At 36.9% G+C, this 20,400-nt stretch carries 18 protein-coding genes; 4 read left to right on the top strand and 14 right to left on the bottom strand.

Going from position 1 to position 20,400, the window contains the following annotated elements:
- Positions 1–118: 118 nt before the first annotated feature.
- Entirely contained in the window at positions 119–1,003 is an 885-nt protein-coding gene (locus QNH48_RS10630) for a LysR family transcriptional regulator (protein WP_283954855.1), read from the bottom strand.
- A gap of 118 nt (positions 1,004–1,121) precedes the next feature.
- Here QNH48_RS10630 and QNH48_RS10625 point away from each other — a divergent pair, with 118 nt between their 5' ends.
- The gene (locus QNH48_RS10625) at positions 1,122–2,162 is read left to right on the top strand and encodes a YeiH family protein (protein ID WP_283954854.1); all 1,041 of its coding nucleotides are present in this window, start codon (positions 1,122–1,124) and stop codon (positions 2,160–2,162) included.
- 85 nt (positions 2,163–2,247) lie between these two features.
- On the opposite strand, the gene QNH48_RS10620 is transcribed toward QNH48_RS10625, so the two are convergent.
- The 5 genes from QNH48_RS10620 to QNH48_RS10600 form a co-directional block, all read right to left on the bottom strand.
- Positions 2,248–3,066, bottom strand: a complete 819-nt coding sequence (locus tag QNH48_RS10620; protein WP_481858492.1) for a M15 family metallopeptidase — start codon at positions 3,064–3,066, stop codon at positions 2,248–2,250.
- Between the two features lie 382 nt (positions 3,067–3,448).
- Positions 3,449–4,348 (bottom strand): LysR family transcriptional regulator, encoded by a 900-nt coding sequence (locus QNH48_RS10615; protein WP_283954852.1) that lies wholly within the window; start codon positions 4,346–4,348, stop codon positions 3,449–3,451.
- 177 nt (positions 4,349–4,525) lie between these two features.
- Positions 4,526–5,635 carry a Ger(x)C family spore germination protein gene (locus tag QNH48_RS10610; protein WP_283954851.1) on the bottom strand — a complete coding sequence of 370 codons (1,110 nt, stop codon included), beginning with the start codon at positions 5,633–5,635 and terminating at the stop codon, positions 4,526–4,528.
- The gene (locus QNH48_RS10605) at positions 5,632–6,729 is read right to left on the bottom strand and encodes a GerAB/ArcD/ProY family transporter (protein WP_283954850.1); all 1,098 of its coding nucleotides are present in this window, start codon (positions 6,727–6,729) and stop codon (positions 5,632–5,634) included. Before QNH48_RS10605 ends, QNH48_RS10610 begins: the two co-directional genes overlap by 4 nt.
- Positions 6,726–8,165 (bottom strand): spore germination protein, encoded by a 1,440-nt coding sequence (locus QNH48_RS10600; RefSeq protein WP_283954849.1) that lies wholly within the window; start codon positions 8,163–8,165, stop codon positions 6,726–6,728. The genes QNH48_RS10605 and QNH48_RS10600 overlap by 4 nt, the downstream gene beginning before the upstream one ends.
- Positions 8,166–8,419: 254 nt before the next feature.
- Between QNH48_RS10600 and QNH48_RS10595 the strand changes: the two genes are divergently transcribed.
- Positions 8,420–9,640: a helix-turn-helix domain-containing protein gene (locus tag QNH48_RS10595; protein ID WP_283954848.1), complete on the top strand. Its 1,221-nt coding sequence runs from the start codon at positions 8,420–8,422 to the stop codon at positions 9,638–9,640.
- A gap of 93 nt (positions 9,641–9,733) precedes the next feature.
- Here the strand turns inward: QNH48_RS10595 and QNH48_RS10590 are convergent, their stop codons facing one another.
- Positions 9,734–10,378 carry an Ig-like domain-containing protein gene (locus QNH48_RS10590; protein WP_283954847.1) on the bottom strand — a complete coding sequence of 215 codons (645 nt, stop codon included), beginning with the start codon at positions 10,376–10,378 and terminating at the stop codon, positions 9,734–9,736.
- Positions 10,356–11,087: a M15 family metallopeptidase gene (locus QNH48_RS10585; RefSeq protein WP_283954846.1), complete on the bottom strand. Its 732-nt coding sequence runs from the start codon at positions 11,085–11,087 to the stop codon at positions 10,356–10,358. The genes QNH48_RS10590 and QNH48_RS10585 overlap by 23 nt, the downstream gene beginning before the upstream one ends.
- Before the next feature lie 250 nt (positions 11,088–11,337).
- On the opposite strand from QNH48_RS10585, the gene QNH48_RS30540 reads away from it, so the two are divergent.
- Positions 11,338–11,418 (top strand): hypothetical protein, encoded by an 81-nt coding sequence (locus tag QNH48_RS30540; protein ID WP_481858491.1) that lies wholly within the window; start codon positions 11,338–11,340, stop codon positions 11,416–11,418.
- Positions 11,419–11,481: 63 nt separating this feature from the next.
- Positions 11,482–12,267 (top strand): SDR family NAD(P)-dependent oxidoreductase, encoded by a 786-nt coding sequence (locus tag QNH48_RS10580; protein ID WP_283954845.1) that lies wholly within the window; start codon positions 11,482–11,484, stop codon positions 12,265–12,267.
- Positions 12,268–12,549: 282 nt separating this feature from the next.
- Here QNH48_RS10580 and QNH48_RS10575 read toward each other — a convergent pair whose 3' ends face one another.
- The 6 genes from QNH48_RS10575 to QNH48_RS10550 all read right to left on the bottom strand — a co-directional run bounded on the left by QNH48_RS10575 (position 12,550) and on the right by QNH48_RS10550 (position 20,398).
- Positions 12,550–13,869 (bottom strand): 6-phospho-beta-glucosidase, encoded by a 1,320-nt coding sequence (locus tag QNH48_RS10575; protein WP_133368701.1) that lies wholly within the window; start codon positions 13,867–13,869, stop codon positions 12,550–12,552.
- A complete protein-coding gene (locus QNH48_RS10570; protein ID WP_133368702.1) occupies positions 13,869–14,180 on the bottom strand; it encodes a PTS lactose/cellobiose transporter subunit IIA in 312 nt (103 codons plus the stop codon). The genes QNH48_RS10575 and QNH48_RS10570 overlap by 1 nt, the downstream gene beginning before the upstream one ends.
- Before the next feature lie 171 nt (positions 14,181–14,351).
- Positions 14,352–14,660 carry a PTS sugar transporter subunit IIB gene (locus QNH48_RS10565; RefSeq protein ID WP_283954844.1) on the bottom strand — a complete coding sequence of 103 codons (309 nt, stop codon included), beginning with the start codon at positions 14,658–14,660 and terminating at the stop codon, positions 14,352–14,354.
- Between the two features lie 14 nt (positions 14,661–14,674).
- Positions 14,675–15,226 (bottom strand): RDD family protein, encoded by a 552-nt coding sequence (locus QNH48_RS10560; protein WP_133368704.1) that lies wholly within the window; start codon positions 15,224–15,226, stop codon positions 14,675–14,677.
- A gap of 95 nt (positions 15,227–15,321) precedes the next feature.
- Entirely contained in the window at positions 15,322–16,680 is a 1,359-nt protein-coding gene (celB, locus tag QNH48_RS10555; RefSeq protein WP_283954843.1) for a PTS cellobiose transporter subunit IIC, read from the bottom strand.
- Between the two features lie 76 nt (positions 16,681–16,756).
- Complete coding sequence (locus QNH48_RS10550) at positions 16,757–20,398, bottom strand: hypothetical protein (protein ID WP_283954842.1); 3,642 nt, start codon at positions 20,396–20,398, stop codon at positions 16,757–16,759.
- Positions 20,399–20,400: the final 2 nt, after the last annotated feature.

Below are 20,400 nucleotides of genomic sequence, written 5' to 3'. Positions count from 1 at the left end.
AAGTAATGTTCAACATATCCAAGTTCATGCTGGAGCTTCCATGTTCTCTACATTCACTTCTAAATAAAAAGACAAAGCCCAAGTAAAGTAGGCTTTGTCTTTTACATTTTTACTATCTTTAATTCTTTAAATAATTTTCTATTAACTCAATAAATAAGTTCATAGATTTCGTATGCAATTCAGGAGATTCCGTTATAACTGAAAAATTCCTCTTTATCGGTGTTCCATTTACATTTAATAATTGAATCGTACCAAGCAGTCTTTCTTTTTTTACAGAAAGCTCAGATAAGTAACTAATACCCAGCCCTGCTTCTACTGCTTCTTTAATTAGTTGTGTGCTTCCGAACTCCATTAATTTTGTAGGACGTATTTGCAAGGATTGAAATAATTTATCTGTTGCATCTCTTGTTCCAGAGCCTTCTTCACGGACAATCCAATTCTCTTGTTCAACCTGACTTGGTGTCACTTCCTTATTATAATAAATTGGATATTTACCTCCTGCCACAATATACATTTGGTCTGTAGAAACTGTTTTAATATACATATTGCTATGAGATATGTCTCCTTCCACGATCCCTACATCAATCTCATGACTTATGATTGCTTTGGCAATATCTCTTGTGTTTCCTATCTGAACCGAAGGAACGATATTCGGGAATAAATTCCTCAGTTTTGCGAGTATATGGGGTAAAACGTATTCACCAAAAGTATAACTGGCACCAATTTTTAATAGTCCTGTTGGCTCGTTATATAATTCATTGACTAACACAGACATTCGTTTATATAATCCTGTTATTTCTTTTGCATGTAAATAGACTATTTCACCTGCTTTCGTGAGCTTCACACTTTTGTTTGTTCGCAGAAACAGTTTTGCGCCTATATATTTTTCTAGTAGTTGAATTTGCTGGCTAACGGCAGGCTGCGTCAAATGAAGCCCTTCGGCAGCTCTGGAAAAGTTTCTTTTATCAGCTACAGAAATAAATACAGATAATAGTTGATCCATACGTTCACCTTCTTTATATCGTTTTTACTTATTATAACTATAATAATCATTTATTTTCCTTATTGTAAATTATTCGATACGATAATGATAAATAAAGCAATCGAGGGGATGAAAACCAATGGAACAAAAAGCATTACTATTGACCAGTCCTAATCAAGAAAAAAAAGCTAAAAAAAACCTAAATGTATCGTTGGTATATGGAATAGGTTTTACGTTTATCATAGCCCTGTCTGGCTTTTTTTTGGCAGCAATACCTGGTCTAAATCGCATTGGACCACTTGCATGTGCAATTTTACTTGCTGTTATTTATAGACAGGTTTTTGGATATCCAGAAAGATTACGTACTGGTATTCAATTTTCAGCAAAAAAGCTTTTAAGATTTGCCATTATACTTTACGGATTAAAGCTTAACATGATCGTAATTTTTCACGAGGGCTTTCCACTATTGCTTAAAGGAGCCTTAACAATTATTTTTTCGATTGTTGTTCTTATGTTCATTGCAAAATTGCTGAAAGCAGATTTAAATCTTTCTCTATTACTAAGTGTTGGCACTGGTATTTGTGGTGCTGCTGCCATCGCAGCCGTATCTCCCATTATTAAAGCAAAAGATGAAGATACGGCTATGGGCGTCGGCATCATAGCATTAGTAGGTACGGTTTTTTCAATTATCTATACCTTATTATTTCCTTTATTGCCTATTAGTTCTATAGATTATGGAACCTGGGTTGGAATTAGCCTTCATGAAATAGGTCATGTTGCATTAGCTGCCGTTCCAGCAGGGCAGGACGCTCTTGCTCACGCATTACTCGCTAAACTTTCAAGAGTATTTCTATTAATTCCGCTTTGTTTTATCCTAATGCTTTGGATGAAAAAGAATGGAAAAATGGAGGGAGAAGCAAAATTCGAGTTTCCATGGTTTTTAATTGGTTTTATCGTCATGAGCTTTGTGGGGACCTATATCATGGGTCATGAGGTTTTAGTATCAAATTCAACTATGTCTGATATTGCAACTTTGACATCATTTATTTTAACGATGTCTATGACCGGCTTAGGATTAAATATTAGCCTAAAAGAATTACGTACTAAAGCAATACGTCCGCTTATTGCCATTATCATTACATCTTTGCTTTTGTCTTTTCTAACGTTTTTTAATATTTAACTAATCCTTTCGTGTTAGTTTTAAAAGATTAGGTGGAGTAAAAGCTCCACCTAATCTTTACGTTTTACCTCGGTGAAAACTCAGATTACCTAATAATAGGGAAAATACCGTAATACTCTTCTAATGTCAAATTACGTTTTTTCATATCTTTTGCTATATCAGGGCCAACATAGCGAATGTGCCAAGGCTCATATTTGTAGCCCGTAACGTGCTCTTTTCCTTTTGGATAACGTACAATATATCCAAAATTAGCGCTATTTCTATCTAGCCATTTCGCTTCTTTTGTATCGGCAAAGCAGGAAGCCGCTGCACATTTCCCAGTACTTCCACTAACATCAATTGCCAATCCCGTTTGGTGTTCACTTGTACCCGGAACAGCACTATAGGTTATTGCCTTTTCGTAACCATCCCTTTTTACATATCGATTAAAAACCGCCGTTTGAGTCACCTCAGAACGATATCCAGATACTCCACTCAAATAAATTTTATCCTGTTTTGCTACTGCAAACATTTTTTCTAATGCAACTGCTGCTTCCTTCCGCAATTTACGTTTTTCTACTTTTTCCTTAAATATAAAAGAAGTATTAGGATAAACTAAATTGTTTGGAACATAATTTTTGGGCAGGTAAATTTTTTTGTTTACAACAACAGCTATTGATGCAGGATATTTCGTGGTATAGATCGTTTTCCCATTCTGCCTCTTCTCCTGTTTTATATAAGAAGCTTTTGTTATGGGTACTTTTTGATTAGAATTGGAGCGATTTGCAAGTGGTGTTACAGATTCTTCTGAACCGCTATTTGTTTTTTTAGATGAAGAGGACATATTGGAATCTCTGTTACAACCAACGACAGCTATCAATGAAAAGAGAATGAACCATGCCTTTACATATTTTTTAAACATGATAAACGACTCCTCCAAACCATAATCAATTCACTTAATCAACTGTTTTTCTAACTAGAAATGTTTTTCGAAATAATAGCTATATATTATTAGTAGGATTTGAAACATAATTTGAATCTATACATAGGACTATTTGACAAAAAGACAACCGAGCGCCGAAGCAAAGGGCGGTAAAATGGTCTTCCACCAAGGCAAACTCAATCATTGTATCCAAATAAAAAAGACGGTAAGGTCGGTTTCCGCCACGAAATCTACTATTTGAAGTCTTAGTCAAGAACTTGACCAATTAATATTTATGTATCAAAAGATTGTTACACCAAAATCTTATAAGCAAGTAAACCAAATCACTATTTCATTTTTAGCTTGATTATTTAACTGGGTTGCTTTATTTTCTATTTTTTAGGTTTTTAAAAAAGTCATCAATAAATTCCTTCGCTACCTTTGTTAAACCTTTTGTTTCTAAATATATAAGCCAGAAATCAATTGGAAAATAATTTTCTTCCCTAAGAGGGATGATTTTTATTTCTCCAACTTTAACCATGGAACTATGTATAATAGAAAAATCATGCAAAAATAAAACGGCTTGACTTTCCTTTACCAACTCGAAAAGAAGGCTGCTGCTATTTGATCTAATTAAAACTTGATTGGGATTCAGTTTTATTAATTTTAATACCTTTTTATAATCCGATGAATTATACATAACAAATTTTGAATTCTCTAAATCACTAAGTCTTACAAAATCGAAAGAATAATAAGGTGAATTTTTACCAACCGCTATACAAATGTGTCCCTCGTGAATATGTTCAAAACAAATATTTTTTTCTCTTTTTAATTCATTTAAAGATGCATGGATTAAAGCGAAGTCATAGTTTTCTTTGTTAAAATTCTGAATAATATCTGTAGGGTTTTGCTCAACTACTTCGAATGTAATATCACGATTTCTTGAATTAAACTTAACCATTGTTTCCTGAATTACATAAGAAAAGGTGGGAGCTGTAATAATTTTTAAATTAGTTTGATTACTATTTTTATAATCATAAATTTCTTTGTTCAGTTCTTTAATGGTCTTAAGTAAATCGATTGCTTTGGAAATAACTATTTTCCCTTCAAAAGTAGGAGTAACTCCTTGTTTTGCTCGGTTAAAGATTTTTATTCCCAGCTCATTTTCTAGCTGTGTTATGGATTGACTCATCCCTGAAGGTGAAATAAATAACTTTTCTGCTGCTTTGGTAATTGACATCTCATTTGCAACATTGACAATATACTCCATTTGTTCAAAATTCATTGTATCACCTCAACATCAACTAAACCGATCCAAATTATAATCTATGAAAACCTTTTACACTTGATTTTTATTCTCCGACAGACACAGTAGTTCTGCAAGGAATTCTTCAAAAAAAAACCAATTTTTGGTCACTCATTGGACGCGTTCCCCAATCTGAGTACGCGCCCACCCGAGCTATTATTCATCCGAGTTAAGGATCTGCACGTCGAAATTCGGTTCGATCGACATTTCCGGAAAGTCTTTGCGCCAATTTAAAGACTTCCAAATGTTCGGATGGTATGCCTTAAATTCCTTTCCGATGCCAAGAATGTCGCAATTCGCTTTTTGCATAATCTCGATCGTCGCTGCCGCTTTTTCTTCCAGATGTTTACTCAGTTCTTTTTCTATTCGATTAACGTAATCGGGCTTAAGTGTTAGAGCTGACTTGCCAAGTTTGAATACATTAATTTGCAATCGGACTCCGATGGTGACTTTCGGCAATTCGCCCGATTCGGGGTGGGTGATAATCTTTGAATTTATTTTTTTGATGGAAAACGCGTAATCGATGTTTTTATCCTCAATTTTACTCGACAAATTTCCGGTAAACTTTTGTCCTCCAGTAATCTTCCCTAACATCAACATCAATATTTGGACTTGGTCTTTGTCTAGCTCCTTGCCAGTATACGTACCTTGACGGTATAATAGGGCGCCGCCTAATACCATTGACGAGTTAGATTGTTTCAGCAAAGGCACCGCGAGACATTCCAATGGATCTTTTCGTGATAGTATTAATTTCATCATGCTAACGTTTGGTGCATTTTTATTCTTTTCTAAAGACATAACAAAATCGACCAGATCACTTGTAAATTTTTTATTTGTACCTATTTTACTTTTCAAAAGCTTCAACATGTCCCCCTCTAAAATAACTACGGGAGAATTGATCGCCGTATAGGGGGCTTTAAGTAAAAAAGTAAGCTCATTAACTGGATCATCCGTTGCGAAACTTTTACTAAATAAATAGATTCCCGTGTGCACCCCAAAGAAAGGACCTTTTTCTGTATATTGACCTTGGCCGACAGCTTCGATTAAACTATGTCCTTTTAGCTCCGTTATCTGAGAGGACGGCTCCCCATTACCTTGACCGGCATTATTAAGCACCGTGACGATATAATGGAGCAAAACGTCACCATTCTCATTATCCAGGTCGATACCAGCTATATCAACCAAACCAAGAGTTTTCAGCGGTAATCGATCCCAACAACCGGTCAAGAAGAGCACCAACAAAATCGCAATTATCGCTTTTTTCATCCTCCTGCCGCCTTTCCCCGTGCCAAAGAAATGAGAAGCAGAATTGTCGGCACAATAGCTATCATAATAGCAGTAACAATATTATGATAGTCTGAAAATCGGGACTGCCATTGCCGGTCGGAGGCCCCTAATCCGAATCCGAAGCAAACAACCACTATAATCCATACCAAAAAAGGATGGTTGCGGATTTCTTTACTTCCAATGAACGCCAGATAACGGGCGGACATAAACAAATAAACATAAACCGTTACCGCAACCACAGATAGCCAAATCGTCATAAATAGAATATCGAGGCTTTGAACGACTGGCCATCTGAATTTACGAAGAATGAACACCATCGGCTCCGGGATGGACTTCAATTGACTTTCGCTGAAGTTGTACGTAACAATGACTGTTATCAACATATAAAAAAAGGTCGTAAATCCATTGGCGGCCGATACTGCCATTACGATATCCTTCTTCTTGCGGGATCTTACAAATGGAAAAGCGTACAGGAGAAGCTCATATCCCGAGTACAACCAAAACGAAGGGACTGCACCCTTTAGAAGCGGTCCGATCCCGTGAGTGCCGATTGGCAATAAATGACGGAAGTCCCCTTTTCCCATTCCACTTACCAATACTATCACAAAGCAAATCAGAAACATTAACATAATCATCTGCGTAATTGTAGCCATTGACCGGAGCGTAGATGAAGCGATATACGCTGCAATTGTGAAAGATACTCCGATTATCACAAACCAGGGAGTCTCAAATAACACCCAGCGGTTGATGATATCAGAATAAGTGATAGTAACCATAAAAATATTTTCCATGAAGTACGCGGCAAACACGAAGTTCACGACCGATCCTAACGGCTTTCCAACAATAGCAGTAATATACTGGGGCAACGACCGATCAGAATATCTCTTTCCAAGTTGGTAGATGATTAGGATGACCGCTTGAGCAAGCACTCCCCCGATCAATATGGACAGCCACGAGTCGTTGCCCGAGTTGCGTATTTGTGCGTAAGGGAGCGTTAAAACGCTAACGCCGATTTGGGTCAGAATAACGAGGCAAATAAGCTGGTTGATAGAGATTTTTTCTAAGTGTATCATTCAGTCCCCCCCCTTCGAGCACTTATTCTCATTTCGTCTTTTGCCAAGCTTTCCTTCGGGCGTTTTTTCAAGCTTCTGATCGGTCCTCTGAACCATGTATCCTGGATCGTATCACCGCTAATTCCCGAGTAAAAGTACGGTATGCCCATCGTGTTTAAACGGGCCAAATGCGTCACCACCATTAGGAATGAAAGCTCCAAGCCGAATAGCCCGAAAATCGAGGCCATCAAAATGAACGGGTACGACAAATATCGGGCCGTAGTACTCATTTCGTAGGAAGGAATTATAAATGAAGCTATGCCCGTTAGCGCCACTACGATGACCATCATGTTGGAAATCAGATTAGACTCAACAACGACTGTACCGATGACAATGCCTCCTACTACACCGATCGTATTGGCAATTGAGCTTGGGAGACGGATTGTTGCTTCTCGCAAGATTTCGAGTATTAACAGCATAGTTAACGCTTCGAGTACTGGTGGCAACGCGATGTATTGCATAGAGCTTTGCAGTGTCAGTGCGATAGGGAACGGGACAATACGTGGATCAAAAGTGACAAGGGCCACGTAAGTGCCCGGCAGGCTCATAGCGAAAATAAAGCATATGATCCGAAGAAACCGAAAGGCGCTGCCGAACAGCCAGCCGATTTGGTAATCGTCGGGTGTTTGGAAGAACGCCCAGAATGAAACAGGAACGATCAGACAATTTGGCGAACCGTCGGTTAAAATCGCAATTTTCCCATCCAACAGGTAAGATTTTACCCGGTCCGGTCTTTCGGTTATAAGCATTTTTGGAAACATCGAGAATTTTTTGTCTTCAATCATTTCTTGAATAAACCCGGTCCCTTCGACGTAATCAATGTCGATGCTGTCGATCCTGCGATCAAACTCCTTTAGAACATTTTCGTTGGCTAGAGACCGTAGGTAAAGTACGGCAACTTTTGTATTCGACCTACGGCCAAGCTGATAGAATTTTACGACAAGATCAGCTGTCGAGATTTGCTTGCGCATCAGATTGAGATTCGTATCCAAGTTTTCGATCAACGCTTGGTTGGAACCCCGGAGCACCCGTTCGTTCACTGGGATGTTTACCGCGCGTTCTTTGTTAAGTTGGGTTCCAAGTAAATAGAGCTTCGGTTCGCCCTCAATTTGAACCACCGTCTGCCCTTCGACCAGCGCTTGCGACGCAACCGACAGAAGATCTGTCTCGCTGTATTCCAGAATGGTCACGGCATCGCGTACGCTGATGTCCGCGTTGCGAAGCAAAGGGCGGATAATATGGTCCTGCACCACGGCAAACTCGATCATTGTATCAAAATAAAAAAGCCGAAAATGTCGGTGGCCGGCCACGAAATCGCTCGATTTGAAGTCTGAGCTATGGAATAGCATTTCCTTCAGCGACTTCTCGTTTTGGTCTAGTGATTGGTCGGCTATCATTAAAGGTACCTCTTTTCTTCAAATCGGAAAGTTTTACATATTTTACCCTCAACTTCTTTTCCTATTCCGTTTCAAAGCTATTGAAATGAACTTTTCGCTACATCGAGTGGCAGCTTTATTTTTTGCATATTTCATTTGATTGTCTTCTTAAGTATTACTTCACAAGATGCTCCATTCTTCTAAATGTACTTAATTTTTTGAAGAATGTAGAATGTTGTAGTAATAGAGAGAAATGGCGAAGGAGGCAATTAGTTATGTATGAGGGCAAAATCATCAAGTTTTATCGTGAGAAATACAAACTAACTCAAGAACAATTAGGGAAAGATATATGTTCTATCACACATATTAGTAAAATTGAATGTAATCAAACAACCTACTCACCTGAAATCATTTCTTTATTATCCATGCGGCTTGGAATAAATATGGAGTTGGAAATAAATAAACTTAAAAATATTAAACAACACTTATTTCATTGGCAGGATGCTATAATTATGCAATCCTTTGAAGACATGGAACAAATTAATAGTGAGCTGGAGCGCGAATTATTAATTGAAATCTCAGAATATAGATTTATGTATCAGTTACTTCGAGCTAGATATTTCCTAATGAATAATTGGCCCCTTGAGGCATTTAAGACTATAAAAAAAATACAAAAAATAGAAAACAAATTAACACCTTATGAAACCAATTTATTAAAACATGTTTTGGGTATCTACTACTTTGCAAAACACGAATACGTAAAAGCAATAGAAACATTAAAAACCATACAAAATGAGGATTATAATAATCCAGAATATTATTATCACCTGGCAATCGCTTACCACACTATACAATCACCCGTTTTAGCTTATTATTATGCTGAAAAATCCCATGAATTCTTTCAAGATATGAATAACTATCTTAGAGTTATTGATGCAGAAATGCTTATGATCATTCAGGTTGAAGATGATAATGGAAAAGAGGAAATCATAAAACGGTATAAAAAATTAATTAAAAGCTGTGAATTAATGAATGCCCCTGAGCGAAAGGCAAAAGTGTTACATAACTTAGCGGCTGAATACTTCCGAAGAAAAAACTATGAGCAAGCAAGCAGGTTTTATAAAGAATCCATGTCCCTTAAGGATCAAGAATCTCCTGTCTACTTACTTTCTTTAGAAGGTTTTATTCGCAGTTCATTTGATGGGAATCTAATTAACAATGATCAACTAATACAACTGACAGAACATGGATTAACAATTGCAACTAGGATTAAGGAGTTATTATATATCCATTTATTTAAACTTCTACTTTACTTATTAAAATCTAAAGAAAAAGAATATCATCAATATTTATTCAATAAAGCATTACCTATGTTTAGTAATTCTGGTTATACTTATTTGATAAAGCGTTCTAAAAAGGAATTATTTCATTATTATTCTAATAATAATTTACTGGATGAAGCATTGGAAATGGCAAACTTATTAATCAACGCTTAAAAACTTGTATACAGTCTAGAAGGAGGATGATTCTTCCTTCTTTTTCATTTGAACAAAAACATCCCTGAAAATTTTCAGGGATATTTTTGTTTCTTATTTGCTAACCGTTACTTTTGTAGCAGCACTTACGTTGCCAGCAATGTCCTTCGCTGTTACGTAAAGGTTTGTGCCTTTTTTTTGTTTTTCAATGGAAATAGTGAACTTCCCATCTTGATCAGTTTTTCCAATTCCAATTGTATCTTTACCTTCTTTTACAACAATCGTAGAGTTTGCTTCAGCTGTACCTGTTACTTCTGTTGTCTTAGAAGTCACTGTATCAACTGTCGGCGCATTTGGAGCTGTTTTGTCAATCGTAAAGTTTACGGTTGTTGCGTTTCCAGCTGCGTCGGTTACCACTAATGTGTGACTTCCTTCGCTAGTTACGGTCTTACCACTTGTAGAATCATCCCCATCTAATGTAGCCGTTCCTTCATTAAAGGTAATGATCACATCTTTTTTGTAAAGTCCATTGTTGCTTACACCAGTTACGACTGTAGATGTTTTATCAATGGTAAATTTCACCGTTATTTCGTTTCCGGATGTATCAGTTACTACTAATGTGTGGTTACCCTCGCTAGTAACGGCTGCCTGTTTTATCGCTTCCTGGGCGAGTAAAGAAAAATGGAGATAAAAGGTAAAAAGTTGCCAAGCTCCTAAAGGAAATGGGCTCTTTTTATTACTTATTAACTGGTTCTGCATGAAAATATTCTTCCAGTGTAATTCCTTTGTTCATAATTTTAAGAGCAATCGATTTACCTACATAACGTAGGTGCCAAGGCTCATATTGATAACCAGTAATGGCTTTTTTTCCTTTTGGATATCGAATAATAAAGCCGTAATCCGCTGCATTCGCCTCTAACCAAAGGGCCTCTTTTGTTCCCCCGAAGCAGTCTTCCGCAGGACACTGCCCATCTCCTCCAGTAACATCGATTGCAAGACCGGTTTCATGTTCACTCGTGCCAGGCAAAGCACTGTACGTTTTTGCTTCCTCATATCCATCTTTACTTACATAAGACTGAAATAATGCTGTTTGAGTTGCATGTGATCGATAAGCCGAAACACCTATTAATGAAATACCTTGTGATTTTGCATCAGTAAATAGGTCTTTAATCGCTCCTGCTGCCTCTGAACGCATTTTTCGCTTTTCAGTTTTCTCTTGGAAAATAAATGGAATATCTGCATAAATAAGATCTGGTGGGGAATAACTTTCTGGAAGCTTATGTAGGTTATTTACGAGAACAGAAATGCTCTTTGGGTTAACGTCAACATGGATACTTTCATCATTCTGTTTTGCATGTACGGACGTTGTTGATTCAGGTTTGATTTTTATATCTCGATTATTATCTGTAAAACTAGTTAATAACACTGCAAATATAATAATGCAGTCCCTGATTAATAGTTTGTCCAATTTAGCCACATCCATTATTAAACTGTATACATAGATTCATTTGGATTTTAAATTAACAGATAGATTTTATCATGGTGACTTGGTTTAATAAATTACAGAAAACTTAACATGTTATGAAGTAAAGCTTAATATTACCGATTTTTTAAAGTTTGCATAAACGCTAAGACTAGAAACGTCATCAATCCTGGTAATGAAGATATTTTTAGCTCCCCCCACTTCCGTATAATTTTATAAATTGAAATTGAATTTTGTGACCTCAGCCCCTGTTTTAATATTAGTAATACTTACTTACACATTAAAATCGTTAATTTTATTTAATTATAATTTATAAGTATAATGAATATTGTTAAGATTTTAAAATCTTTGAATATTTCCAATACAGGAGGAAATCAGCATGTCATTGAACCAATTTTTTGATTTAACAGGAAAGACAGCAATCGTTCCTGGAGGCGGCAGCGGGTTAGGCCGTCAAATGGCAATTGCACTTGCAAAAGCTGGTGCTAACGTTGTAGTAGGTTCACGTCGTTTAGAAGTTTGCGAGAACGTTGTAAAAGAAATTGAAACGTTAGGAGGACAAGCATTTGCCCTGGCATTGGATGTAACAGATCCTGAATCTGTTGGACAAGCTGTAGAGAAGGTAATTTCTCAATTTGGCAAGATCGACATTTTAGTCAACGCTAGTGGAGTAGCTTATGAAATCCCTGCGACGGAGATGCCTTTTAAAGAATGGCAAGTTATGATCGATACAAATTTGACAGGTACATTCTTAATGTGCCAGGCTGTTGGAAGACATATGATTGAAAATAAATACGGAAAAATCATTAACGTTTCTTCAACTGTTGCAACTAGGGGTACGGACCCAGAAGTAGTAGACTCTGTAGGATATGCAGCAAGTAAAGGTGCCGTTAACACATTAACGAAGGATCTTGCAGTCAAGTGGGCACGTCATGGACTGACTGTGAATGCTATTGCACCTGGAATCATGACTACTGGAATGAATGATCCGCAAGTAGAAGGTACACTTGCAAATAGATTGGGCGGGGAAGGTACTAAGACTCCTTCAAGGAGATTAGGCAGAGATAGTGATATAGCTGGAGCTGTCATTTATTTTGCTTCGGCATCCTCTGATTATTGTAATGGAAATATATTGGGTATTGATGGCGGACTTGGGGCTAAGTAATATTTATACCCAGCCTTAGTTCGATAATTTGATAGAGCACTAAAAACAGAGGCTACCTAATTCCTCTGTTTTTTAATTTTGATTTTTAAAATGCTTATAGAACTTATTACATCCGAATTGATCGATTGTTCAATGATAAAGCTCTCTTAAATAACTTTGTTGATCATCAACAAAACCCACCGAATAATGATCCGGTGGGTTTTATGTATCAACGTTGCTTTAAGTGTATACGACTTTTTTCTATTATCAAGAAATCAGATAAATACCTGACAATCAGATTGGCTATTTTTTAAAAAACCTTGGTAAATATGCTTTGTGTGCCTCTAGCATTTCGTCTACAATCGCTATAGCCATTTTATCGTTTGCAACAAGCGGATTGATCGTCAATGCAACGATTGCTTTTTCACGACTTCCTTCTACCGCAGCCTCAATGGCCATCTGTTCAAAAGATTTAATCGTTTGTATCAATCCTCGAACTGGAACTGGCATTTCTCCCATCGTTAATGGTACTGGACCATCCTTTGTAATGACACAGCTAACTTCAACAGCACTGTTATATGGCAGGCCTGAAATTGCCCCTTTGTTCATTGTATTCAATGGTTGAATATCTCGCGTATCATTGTAAATCGATGAGATCAAACGACAAGCCGCATCGGAGTAGTATGCCCCGCCACGTTTTTCTAACTCAGGTGGTTTTACATCTAGCGTTTCATCTTTATATTTTTCAAATAGAGATGCTTCAATCCGTTGTACGACTTCTGCACGTGTTTCATTAGACTCGAATTCTTTCAATTCTCTTGCCAGCATTTCAGATGTTTTGTAGTAGTAGTGATGGTATGAGCATGGGATGACATTGATACCTTTTAGGAATTCAGGTGCCCACTCCTCTGCGTCAATATTTTTTACAAAACTTGCATTTGCAGGGTCCATGATCATTTCAAGAACTTTATCTTTTACACTCACTCCATCTAGATAAACCTCTAATCCAAAAACCATATGATTAAGACCTGCAAAATCAATACGAACACGAGAGTGATCCACATTTAATAGATTTGCAATACCCATTTCCATTCCAATCGGAATATTACAAAGGCCAATAAATTTCTTAATATTTGAATATCTTAACGCTGCCTCTGTCACCATACCTGCAGGGTTTGTAAAGTTAAGTACCCACGCATTTGGACAAAGCTCTTCAACTTCCTTACAAATATCTAAAATTACTGGAATCGTACGGAGCGCTTTAAACAAACCACCTGCACCATTGGTTTCTTGCCCGATTACACCATGTTTTAATGGAATTCTTTCATCAAGTGCACGTGCAGCCAATTGCCCAACACGAAGTTGTGTCGTAACGAAATCAGCATCTTTCAAAGCCTCACGACGATCATACGAAAGGTGAATCTCAATTGGAACCCCAGCTTTTTTGACCATACGCTTTGCTAGCGCACCAACTGTTTCTAATTTTTCGCGACCTGCTTCGATATCAACAAGCCAAAGTTCTGTAACTGGTATTTTTTCATAACGCTTAATAATGCCTTCAACTAGTTCGGGCGTATAACTAGAGCCCCCACCAATTGTCACAACTTTAAATTTCTTTGACATTACTTAAGGCCCCTTTCATACATGTCAACGAACTCTTTTGCCAAGTCTTTTACGGTCATCGCATTCATCAAGTGATCTTGGGCATGAATCATTAAAAGTGAAATTTCTGTTGGATTTCCACCTATCTCAGATTGAATGAGTGATGTTTGAATATGATGTGCCTTATTTAAAGCATCACTTGCTTCTTTTAATTTCTCGCGTGCTAAATCCATATTCTGTTCTTTTGCGGCATGAATGGCTTCCATTGCTGCACTTCGACCATTTCCACCATGTAAAATCAATGTAAAAATTTCTGTTTCATGTTTTACCATAAAACTAACCTCCTTTCTCTTTCAAGAGAAATTTTGAAACCCTGATACCAATGACCACAAATTTTCCATGTTAAAACCATTTTGGTTATTCTTGTACTCTATTAAAATCTTCAAATAGTCATTTGCTTTTAAGAGGCATTATATAGGAAGAGATACATACAGAATTGTATACTACTTTTTTTCTATTAGTTTTATTGCTTGCTCGAGAATAGCTTCACCATTACACATGCCATAATTCATCATATCAATGACTTCAACTGGAATGTTTTTCTCACCACAGATGTTTTTCATTTCGTTCAAAATAAAACGTACTTGTGGTCCTAACAATAACACATCAGCCTCCTCGATTTCCGAGCGAACAACTGATTCAGAAACTGCCCAAATGCGTGCTGAAATCCCTTTTGACGCAGCAACTTTTTCCATTTTTGTAACGATAAGACTTGTAGACATGCCGGCAGCACAACAAAGTAAAATATTCATTATGATTTCCCCTTCTATTCTAAGCTTTTAACGTCGTTCTTATTGACTACGACTAATCGAGCTAATCGATCGTGTGCAGCTAATGAGTTTGGATTAGCAAATATGCTTATAACGGATATCAAAAATGGAAGGCCTTGAAAAAGAAACATCGATAAAAATTTAAAGAAACTTCTAACAATCACTAATAATACATAAGCAAGCTTACCTTTTTTGTTATGGATGTGTGTTAGTTTCAATCGAAATATTATCTTCCCAATCGTAGATCCTCTTAATAATAAGGTTGTTAAGACATCATAACAAAACCAGATAAGAAGCGATTGGAGAAAGGCTTCATTAAAAAGAGCCATTACCTTTACAGTAGCATCTTGACTAGCTGCTTCACCCATTGTTTTTTGAATTTCAATCATTTTTGTTAAGACTCCAGGGAAGTCTGCAAAACCTGTGATTCGATAAACAATTGAAAGTAGGATGGAGATAATCACCGCATCAATGACAAAAGCACCTATTCTTTTTAATCGTAACGGAGTAAATATTTTCTTTTTGATGTCCATAGTAGGTATTCGCATAAAAAATTAAGACGTCCGTTTGGATCTAGCTTCTACAATAACGGATATAATGGGTGTCAAACTTGAAAAGATTGACACCCGAAAGAAGTCACGCCTTAATTAATTGTTGCGTTCTCCATTTCTAAGTTTTTTTTATCCAACATCTTAGTATTTGAAGTTTTCTCCATTTCTAAGTTTTTCTTATCCCACATCTTAATGAATGGGAACCAAATTGCAGAGGCAACTGCAAAAGCAACCAATTGCATGACTACACCCATAATTTTACCACCAGTCATAAGATAACCACTGATGAAATATGGTGTTGTCCACGGGATGATCGTACCAGTCGTTTGTGGGAAAATACCCATTGATGTACCAAAATAAGTAACGGTTAAAACTGCTACTGGTGCAAGCATGAAAGGAATCATTAAGAATGGGTTTAAGACAACCGGAACTCCAAACATAATTGGTTCGTTGACATTAAAAATGGAAGGTCCAATCGCCAAGCGTCCAACTTTCTTAAGAAGTTTTGATTTTGCTAAAAACATCATATAGATAGCAACTGGTAAAGTAGCGCCTGATCCACCCATCCAGATACCATTCTCATAGAATGTATACGTAATGATATGTGGTAGTGTCTTTGCACCCTCTTTTACTGCCGCTAAATTTGCATCCGCATTCGTAATCCAAATAGGTTCCATAACAGAAGTGATGATGGATGAACCATGGATTCCAAAACTCCATAAGAGATGTTCCATTAAACTTGCGATAAGCGTACCAATGTAGGTTGAACCTAAAATCGTAAATGGTTGTGTGACAACGTCCTGTATAAAAGTTGCGAAATTTTCCCAACTAGTTTGCTCAAATACAAATCTAACTATTAAGAAGAAAATAATAATAACAAAACCAGGAATAAGGGCTGTAAAAGAACGTGAAACGGATGGTGGTACAGTATCAGGTAACGTGATGATCATCTTCTTTTGTAAGAAGAAACGATAAATTTCAGCGGTAATAATGGCAACAATTAATCCAACAAATAGATACTGTGCACTAAAAATATCGGGTGACCAAGCGGATACGCTTTCTTCATCAACCATGAAAGTGCTCATAATGTTAACAATTAAATATCCTGCTAATGCTAAAACACCAGCTGGAACACCATCAATATTCTTACCATCGACTTTATAACTGCCTGCTAGTGAGTATGCTACACCAAACACAGCAACTAAAGCAATGATACCCATTGTACCGTTATAAACGATGTCTCCAAAAGCATTCCAATTGTCCCCAAAGGTTTTTGCCATGAAGTTTTGATACCATTCTGCTTCTAACCAAGCTACAATAATGAAAAACGAACCAATTATCATAAGAGGCATTGCAAACATAATACCGTCACGTAAGGCAAGCAAATGTCTTTGATTACCTATTTTCGAAGCAATCGGTAAAAATTTCTCTTCAAAAAAATTACTTTTCATTGAATTATCACTCCTAATAAGGATTAGGATCTTGGTAAATCAGAAATTCCCCTTATACCAAGATCCTTATAAAATATTAACGATGCGATTTCTTAGAAACAGGTCTTACAAAAGTCATCACGTGGCTATCGTTTTCAAATCTAGGCTCTCCATCAATTGTCATTGCAGAGTATACAACAGTAGCAATGATGAAAGCTTGCTTATCTGTTTTATACGTAACTTCTCCTGTTTCACTATCAACAGCTACATCGTCTGGTGAAGATGATTCGTAACTAACTTCTACAAATTTGTTTCCATCAGTATTTAATTTTGAATCAGCCATTGCATTTTTCAACCATGTTGGATAGGCAAAAGAATTCTTGTCAAGCTTAGTAGGAGCAATTGGCTTTGCTGATTTCTGAGGATCAACAACATTGATTGTGTATGTTATTTTAGCAGGCGTTCTAAAGAATCCATCAATAACATACGCTGTAACGGTAGCTGTTCCCGGTTTTAAACCAGTTGCATAAGCACCATAGTACTCGCCATTTACACTTAAATCCGTTGGTCTTACGTTTCCTTCATCACCGTATGTTGCTATATTTCTTAGGTCAATAACTTGAAATACATCTGATTCAGCATTGATTTGTGTCGGTAATCCATTGATATATCCTGCTTGATCCCAAGCATCCGTTGCCCAAGACACATTCTTAATATATCCCGTTGTTTTAGCATCAAGCTTTACAGAGTCACCTACGTTAATTGTAAATGTATGTGTGTCTGCATTATATTTAGCATGAGGATTCATAGATGCTAGATTAGTTGGGTATTCAAGGCTTTCTGTACCATTATTAACTGGTGCAGTAACTTCTGATCCTAAATCTTCTACATAAGCAGCATCTTCAGGGTTTTGAGTGATCCAGTAAGGCATTGAAATGACAGTTGAAGATTCCATTGTTAAACTGTTACCAGAGTCAATCGTTCTTCTATCCATCGTTCCAAAAATGTTTGTGTTGTACTTGGACATCATAACTTCATCACGAGGAATTAATTGATCAACCATAAGATTTGGTGCTACGTGTGTTACGTCATTTCTGTTTGCTGATAATACATCAAAGTTCATGAAATTGTTAGGAATACGTGTCATATACCACTCTGAACCAGAAAGGTCAACTTGTGCGTTTCCGATATCAATACCTTTAGCTTTCAATGCACCTAGAGAAGCCGCGTAGAAAGTTGTCATGAATGGGTTTTTCTCTCTCTTTTCGTTTGTCCACCATTGGTTCATGCCTTCTAAGATTTCGTAACCGTTAAACTTATCAGCATGGTGAGATAATGTGTAGTATGCTAGTGCTTCTTCTTCTTCATCAGAATAGTTCATGTATGATTCGTGAGTTACACCACTTACACCGATATCATCACCGTTATGAGCAGCAATACCAAAGTATCTTGCAAGATATTGTAATGTCATATCAAGCATCGATTTTGAGTTATATGTTTTTGGATATCTTACTTCAAAATCATTGTGTTCATTAGCTTTTTCTGACGCTTTTACGCCATTCATTACTTTGTATTCGTTTGCAAAATCAAGTGGTTCAATTACATCAATGCCTTGATCTTCGAGGATTGCTTTTTCTACAGGAGTATACGTACCCAAATCTCTTGCAACTACAAGTGCTTGTAACTGTAATTGCGCATTTAATGGACCGTCTTCAAAGTCTGCATCTCTTCCCCATGCATCCTTATTACCATCAAGGTATTCAGGGTTCATATTTGCCCATCTTGTTGGAGCATTTGGACCGTTTAATCCATTTCCAGGAACAGAACCACTAGCAAAACGAGATTCAGCTGGGTTCTCACCATTAACAGTCAATTGGAAATAGTTGTTTAGAACTAGTGCATTTGTGTGGTTAATCATATCATTTTTGATAAGCGCTGCTAGTTCTGGATCATCTTCTTTGAATGCTTTATATGCTAGGTCTAATGTAAAATAATGACCTACTAATTCATCTGTAGATGTTGTTGCTTTGTAAAAAACTTTATCTGAGTCTAAATCTTGTGAATCAGCATCAAAACCTTCGTTTTGGTTTGCAAAAACTTCTGTTAAACGTGGAGGTACTGCAACTGTGTCATATGCTTTAAGATCGGTTTGAACTCCACTTTTGAAAGATCCAGGGACATTATAGTAAACAGTTTTTCCATTAATATCTACAGCTTGTCCTGCCTTCTTCTTAATCCATGCGTTATCCCATGTTTTAGCTTCTGCAAGTGTTGCGCCATTGTTACTTGTGTCTACTTTGTACGATCGAGCAAAGAAACCAGCTGAAGCAGGATTTCCAGTGTCAGTCAATGTATATTTACCCTTTTCATCAACGAATACTGGCTTTCCTTCGTTAGCAGCAAGCCATGCTTTTGCTTCAGCGCTAGTTTTTACGTTTCCACCATAAGAGTTAACAACATACACATAGTCGTTTACATTGTATTGAGAAGTAACTTTTAATTGCGTACCAGATACATAACCAAGCGTTACGATTGATTCAACTGCACGAATTGCAGATGCTTTTGCATCTTTTGTTCTTTCATCATTTGGACCAAATGTATTTTTCATGTAGTTGTATCTCCAGATTTCACCAGAAGCATACATTGTAGTCCATAGACCATCATTGTCTGTATCATAGTTTCCTCTGCCTGCATCTTTATCAGCAGTCATAAGCGCTTTAATCATATCCTCTTGAGAATTGAATCTCATATTACCAGATTGGAATCCGAATCTGTCTGTATAGTTTCTAGAAATTTCTGTTTGAAGTAATGCTTTACTTTGTAAGGACATTTGCTTTCTCACAATGTGAGTTGCGTTTCCTTTTTCGCCAAGAATCCAAAGTCCATTATTACCATCAGGCATGATGTTGGTAATCACTTCTTTTGCGTTAAATGTTGCAGTATTACCAGCATTATTAGTACCAGAACCTGAAGATTCACCAGTTTGTGGAATATATCTTCCACCTTGTAAATATTGAATTTGATCAGCCGAAGATAAGTTAGGATCGTAGAGTGTAATTGCATCAGATACGATACCAGAAATTACTCCATGCGCTCTCTCATCACCCAGGATGATTTTATCATTTGACTTGATTAAAGTGTCTTTTGAAATTAACCATTTTACACCGTCTTCTCCTTCAACATATCCTACATAGCTCTTAGATGGGAATTTCTTTCCTGCTGGAGCAGAAGGAATATTAGTTGTTTTCCAAGTCGATGTTGAAAGGGCAGCTGGTATCCTATCATCCCCAGCATTATAATAGTAAACTAATTTTTCAAGATTAGTAGTAGCTTGTGCTTCTACTACAGTAACAGTAATCTCTACAGTTTTAGCAGCACCAGTTGTATCCACTCCAGTACCAGTGATTTTTGCCGTACCACCAGATACGCCTAAAATCTTTCCGCTGAAATCGCCTTTTTCGTTGCCAACCATATCAACATATGCAACATATGGATCAGAAGTTGTCCATTTTACTGGCTTTGTTGTATCTAAACCAGTAGGTTTTGCATGAGTGATATGTGTAGTGTTCATATAAATACTTGTGCCAGTTGAAACAGGAGCTACAATAAAAGATTGAGTTGAAATAGTAGGAGCAGGAGCAGCTTTAACAACTAAACCACTAAAATTACCTGCAACCATTGAAGCTGCTAAAACAGCGGCCGTAACAGGTTTACCAAAACGCAATTTACTTCTTTTCATTA

The sequence above is a fragment of the Neobacillus sp. YX16 genome (genome assembly GCF_030123505.1).
GTDB lineage: Bacteria > Bacillota > Bacilli > Bacillales > Cytobacillaceae > Neobacillus.
This window is presented reverse-complemented; position numbering and strand designations above follow the sequence as displayed.

Excerpts from the sequence above, each read along its gene's own strand:
- QNH48_RS10630 (WP_283954855.1), bottom strand. The coding sequence starts at position 1,003 with ATGGATCAACTATTATCTGTATTTATTTCTGTAGCTGATAAAAGAAAC.
- QNH48_RS10625 (WP_283954854.1), top strand. The coding sequence starts at position 1,122 with ATGGAACAAAAAGCATTACTATTGACCAGTCCTAATCAAGAAAAAAAA.
- QNH48_RS10615 (WP_283954852.1), bottom strand. The coding sequence starts at position 4,348 with ATGAATTTTGAACAAATGGAGTATATTGTCAATGTTGCAAATGAGATG.
- QNH48_RS10610 (WP_283954851.1), bottom strand. The coding sequence starts at position 5,635 with ATGAAAAAAGCGATAATTGCGATTTTGTTGGTGCTCTTCTTGACCGGT.
- QNH48_RS10605 (WP_283954850.1), bottom strand. The coding sequence starts at position 6,729 with ATGATACACTTAGAAAAAATCTCTATCAACCAGCTTATTTGCCTCGTT.
- QNH48_RS10600 (WP_283954849.1), bottom strand. The coding sequence starts at position 8,165 with ATGATAGCCGACCAATCACTAGACCAAAACGAGAAGTCGCTGAAGGAA.
- QNH48_RS10595 (WP_283954848.1), top strand. The coding sequence starts at position 8,420 with ATGTATGAGGGCAAAATCATCAAGTTTTATCGTGAGAAATACAAACTA.
- QNH48_RS10590 (WP_283954847.1), bottom strand. The coding sequence starts at position 10,378 with ATGCAGAACCAGTTAATAAGTAATAAAAAGAGCCCATTTCCTTTAGGA.
- QNH48_RS10580 (WP_283954845.1), top strand. The coding sequence starts at position 11,482 with ATGTCATTGAACCAATTTTTTGATTTAACAGGAAAGACAGCAATCGTT.
- QNH48_RS10575 (WP_133368701.1), bottom strand. The coding sequence starts at position 13,869 with ATGTCAAAGAAATTTAAAGTTGTGACAATTGGTGGGGGCTCTAGTTAT.
- QNH48_RS10570 (WP_133368702.1), bottom strand. The coding sequence starts at position 14,180 with ATGGTAAAACATGAAACAGAAATTTTTACATTGATTTTACATGGTGGA.
- QNH48_RS10565 (WP_283954844.1), bottom strand. The coding sequence starts at position 14,660 with ATGAATATTTTACTTTGTTGTGCTGCCGGCATGTCTACAAGTCTTATC.
- QNH48_RS10560 (WP_133368704.1), bottom strand. The coding sequence starts at position 15,226 with ATGCGAATACCTACTATGGACATCAAAAAGAAAATATTTACTCCGTTA.
- celB (WP_283954843.1), bottom strand. The coding sequence starts at position 16,680 with ATGAAAAGTAATTTTTTTGAAGAGAAATTTTTACCGATTGCTTCGAAA.
- QNH48_RS10550 (WP_283954842.1), bottom strand. The coding sequence starts at position 20,398 with ATGAAAAGAAGTAAATTGCGTTTTGGTAAACCTGTTACGGCCGCTGTT.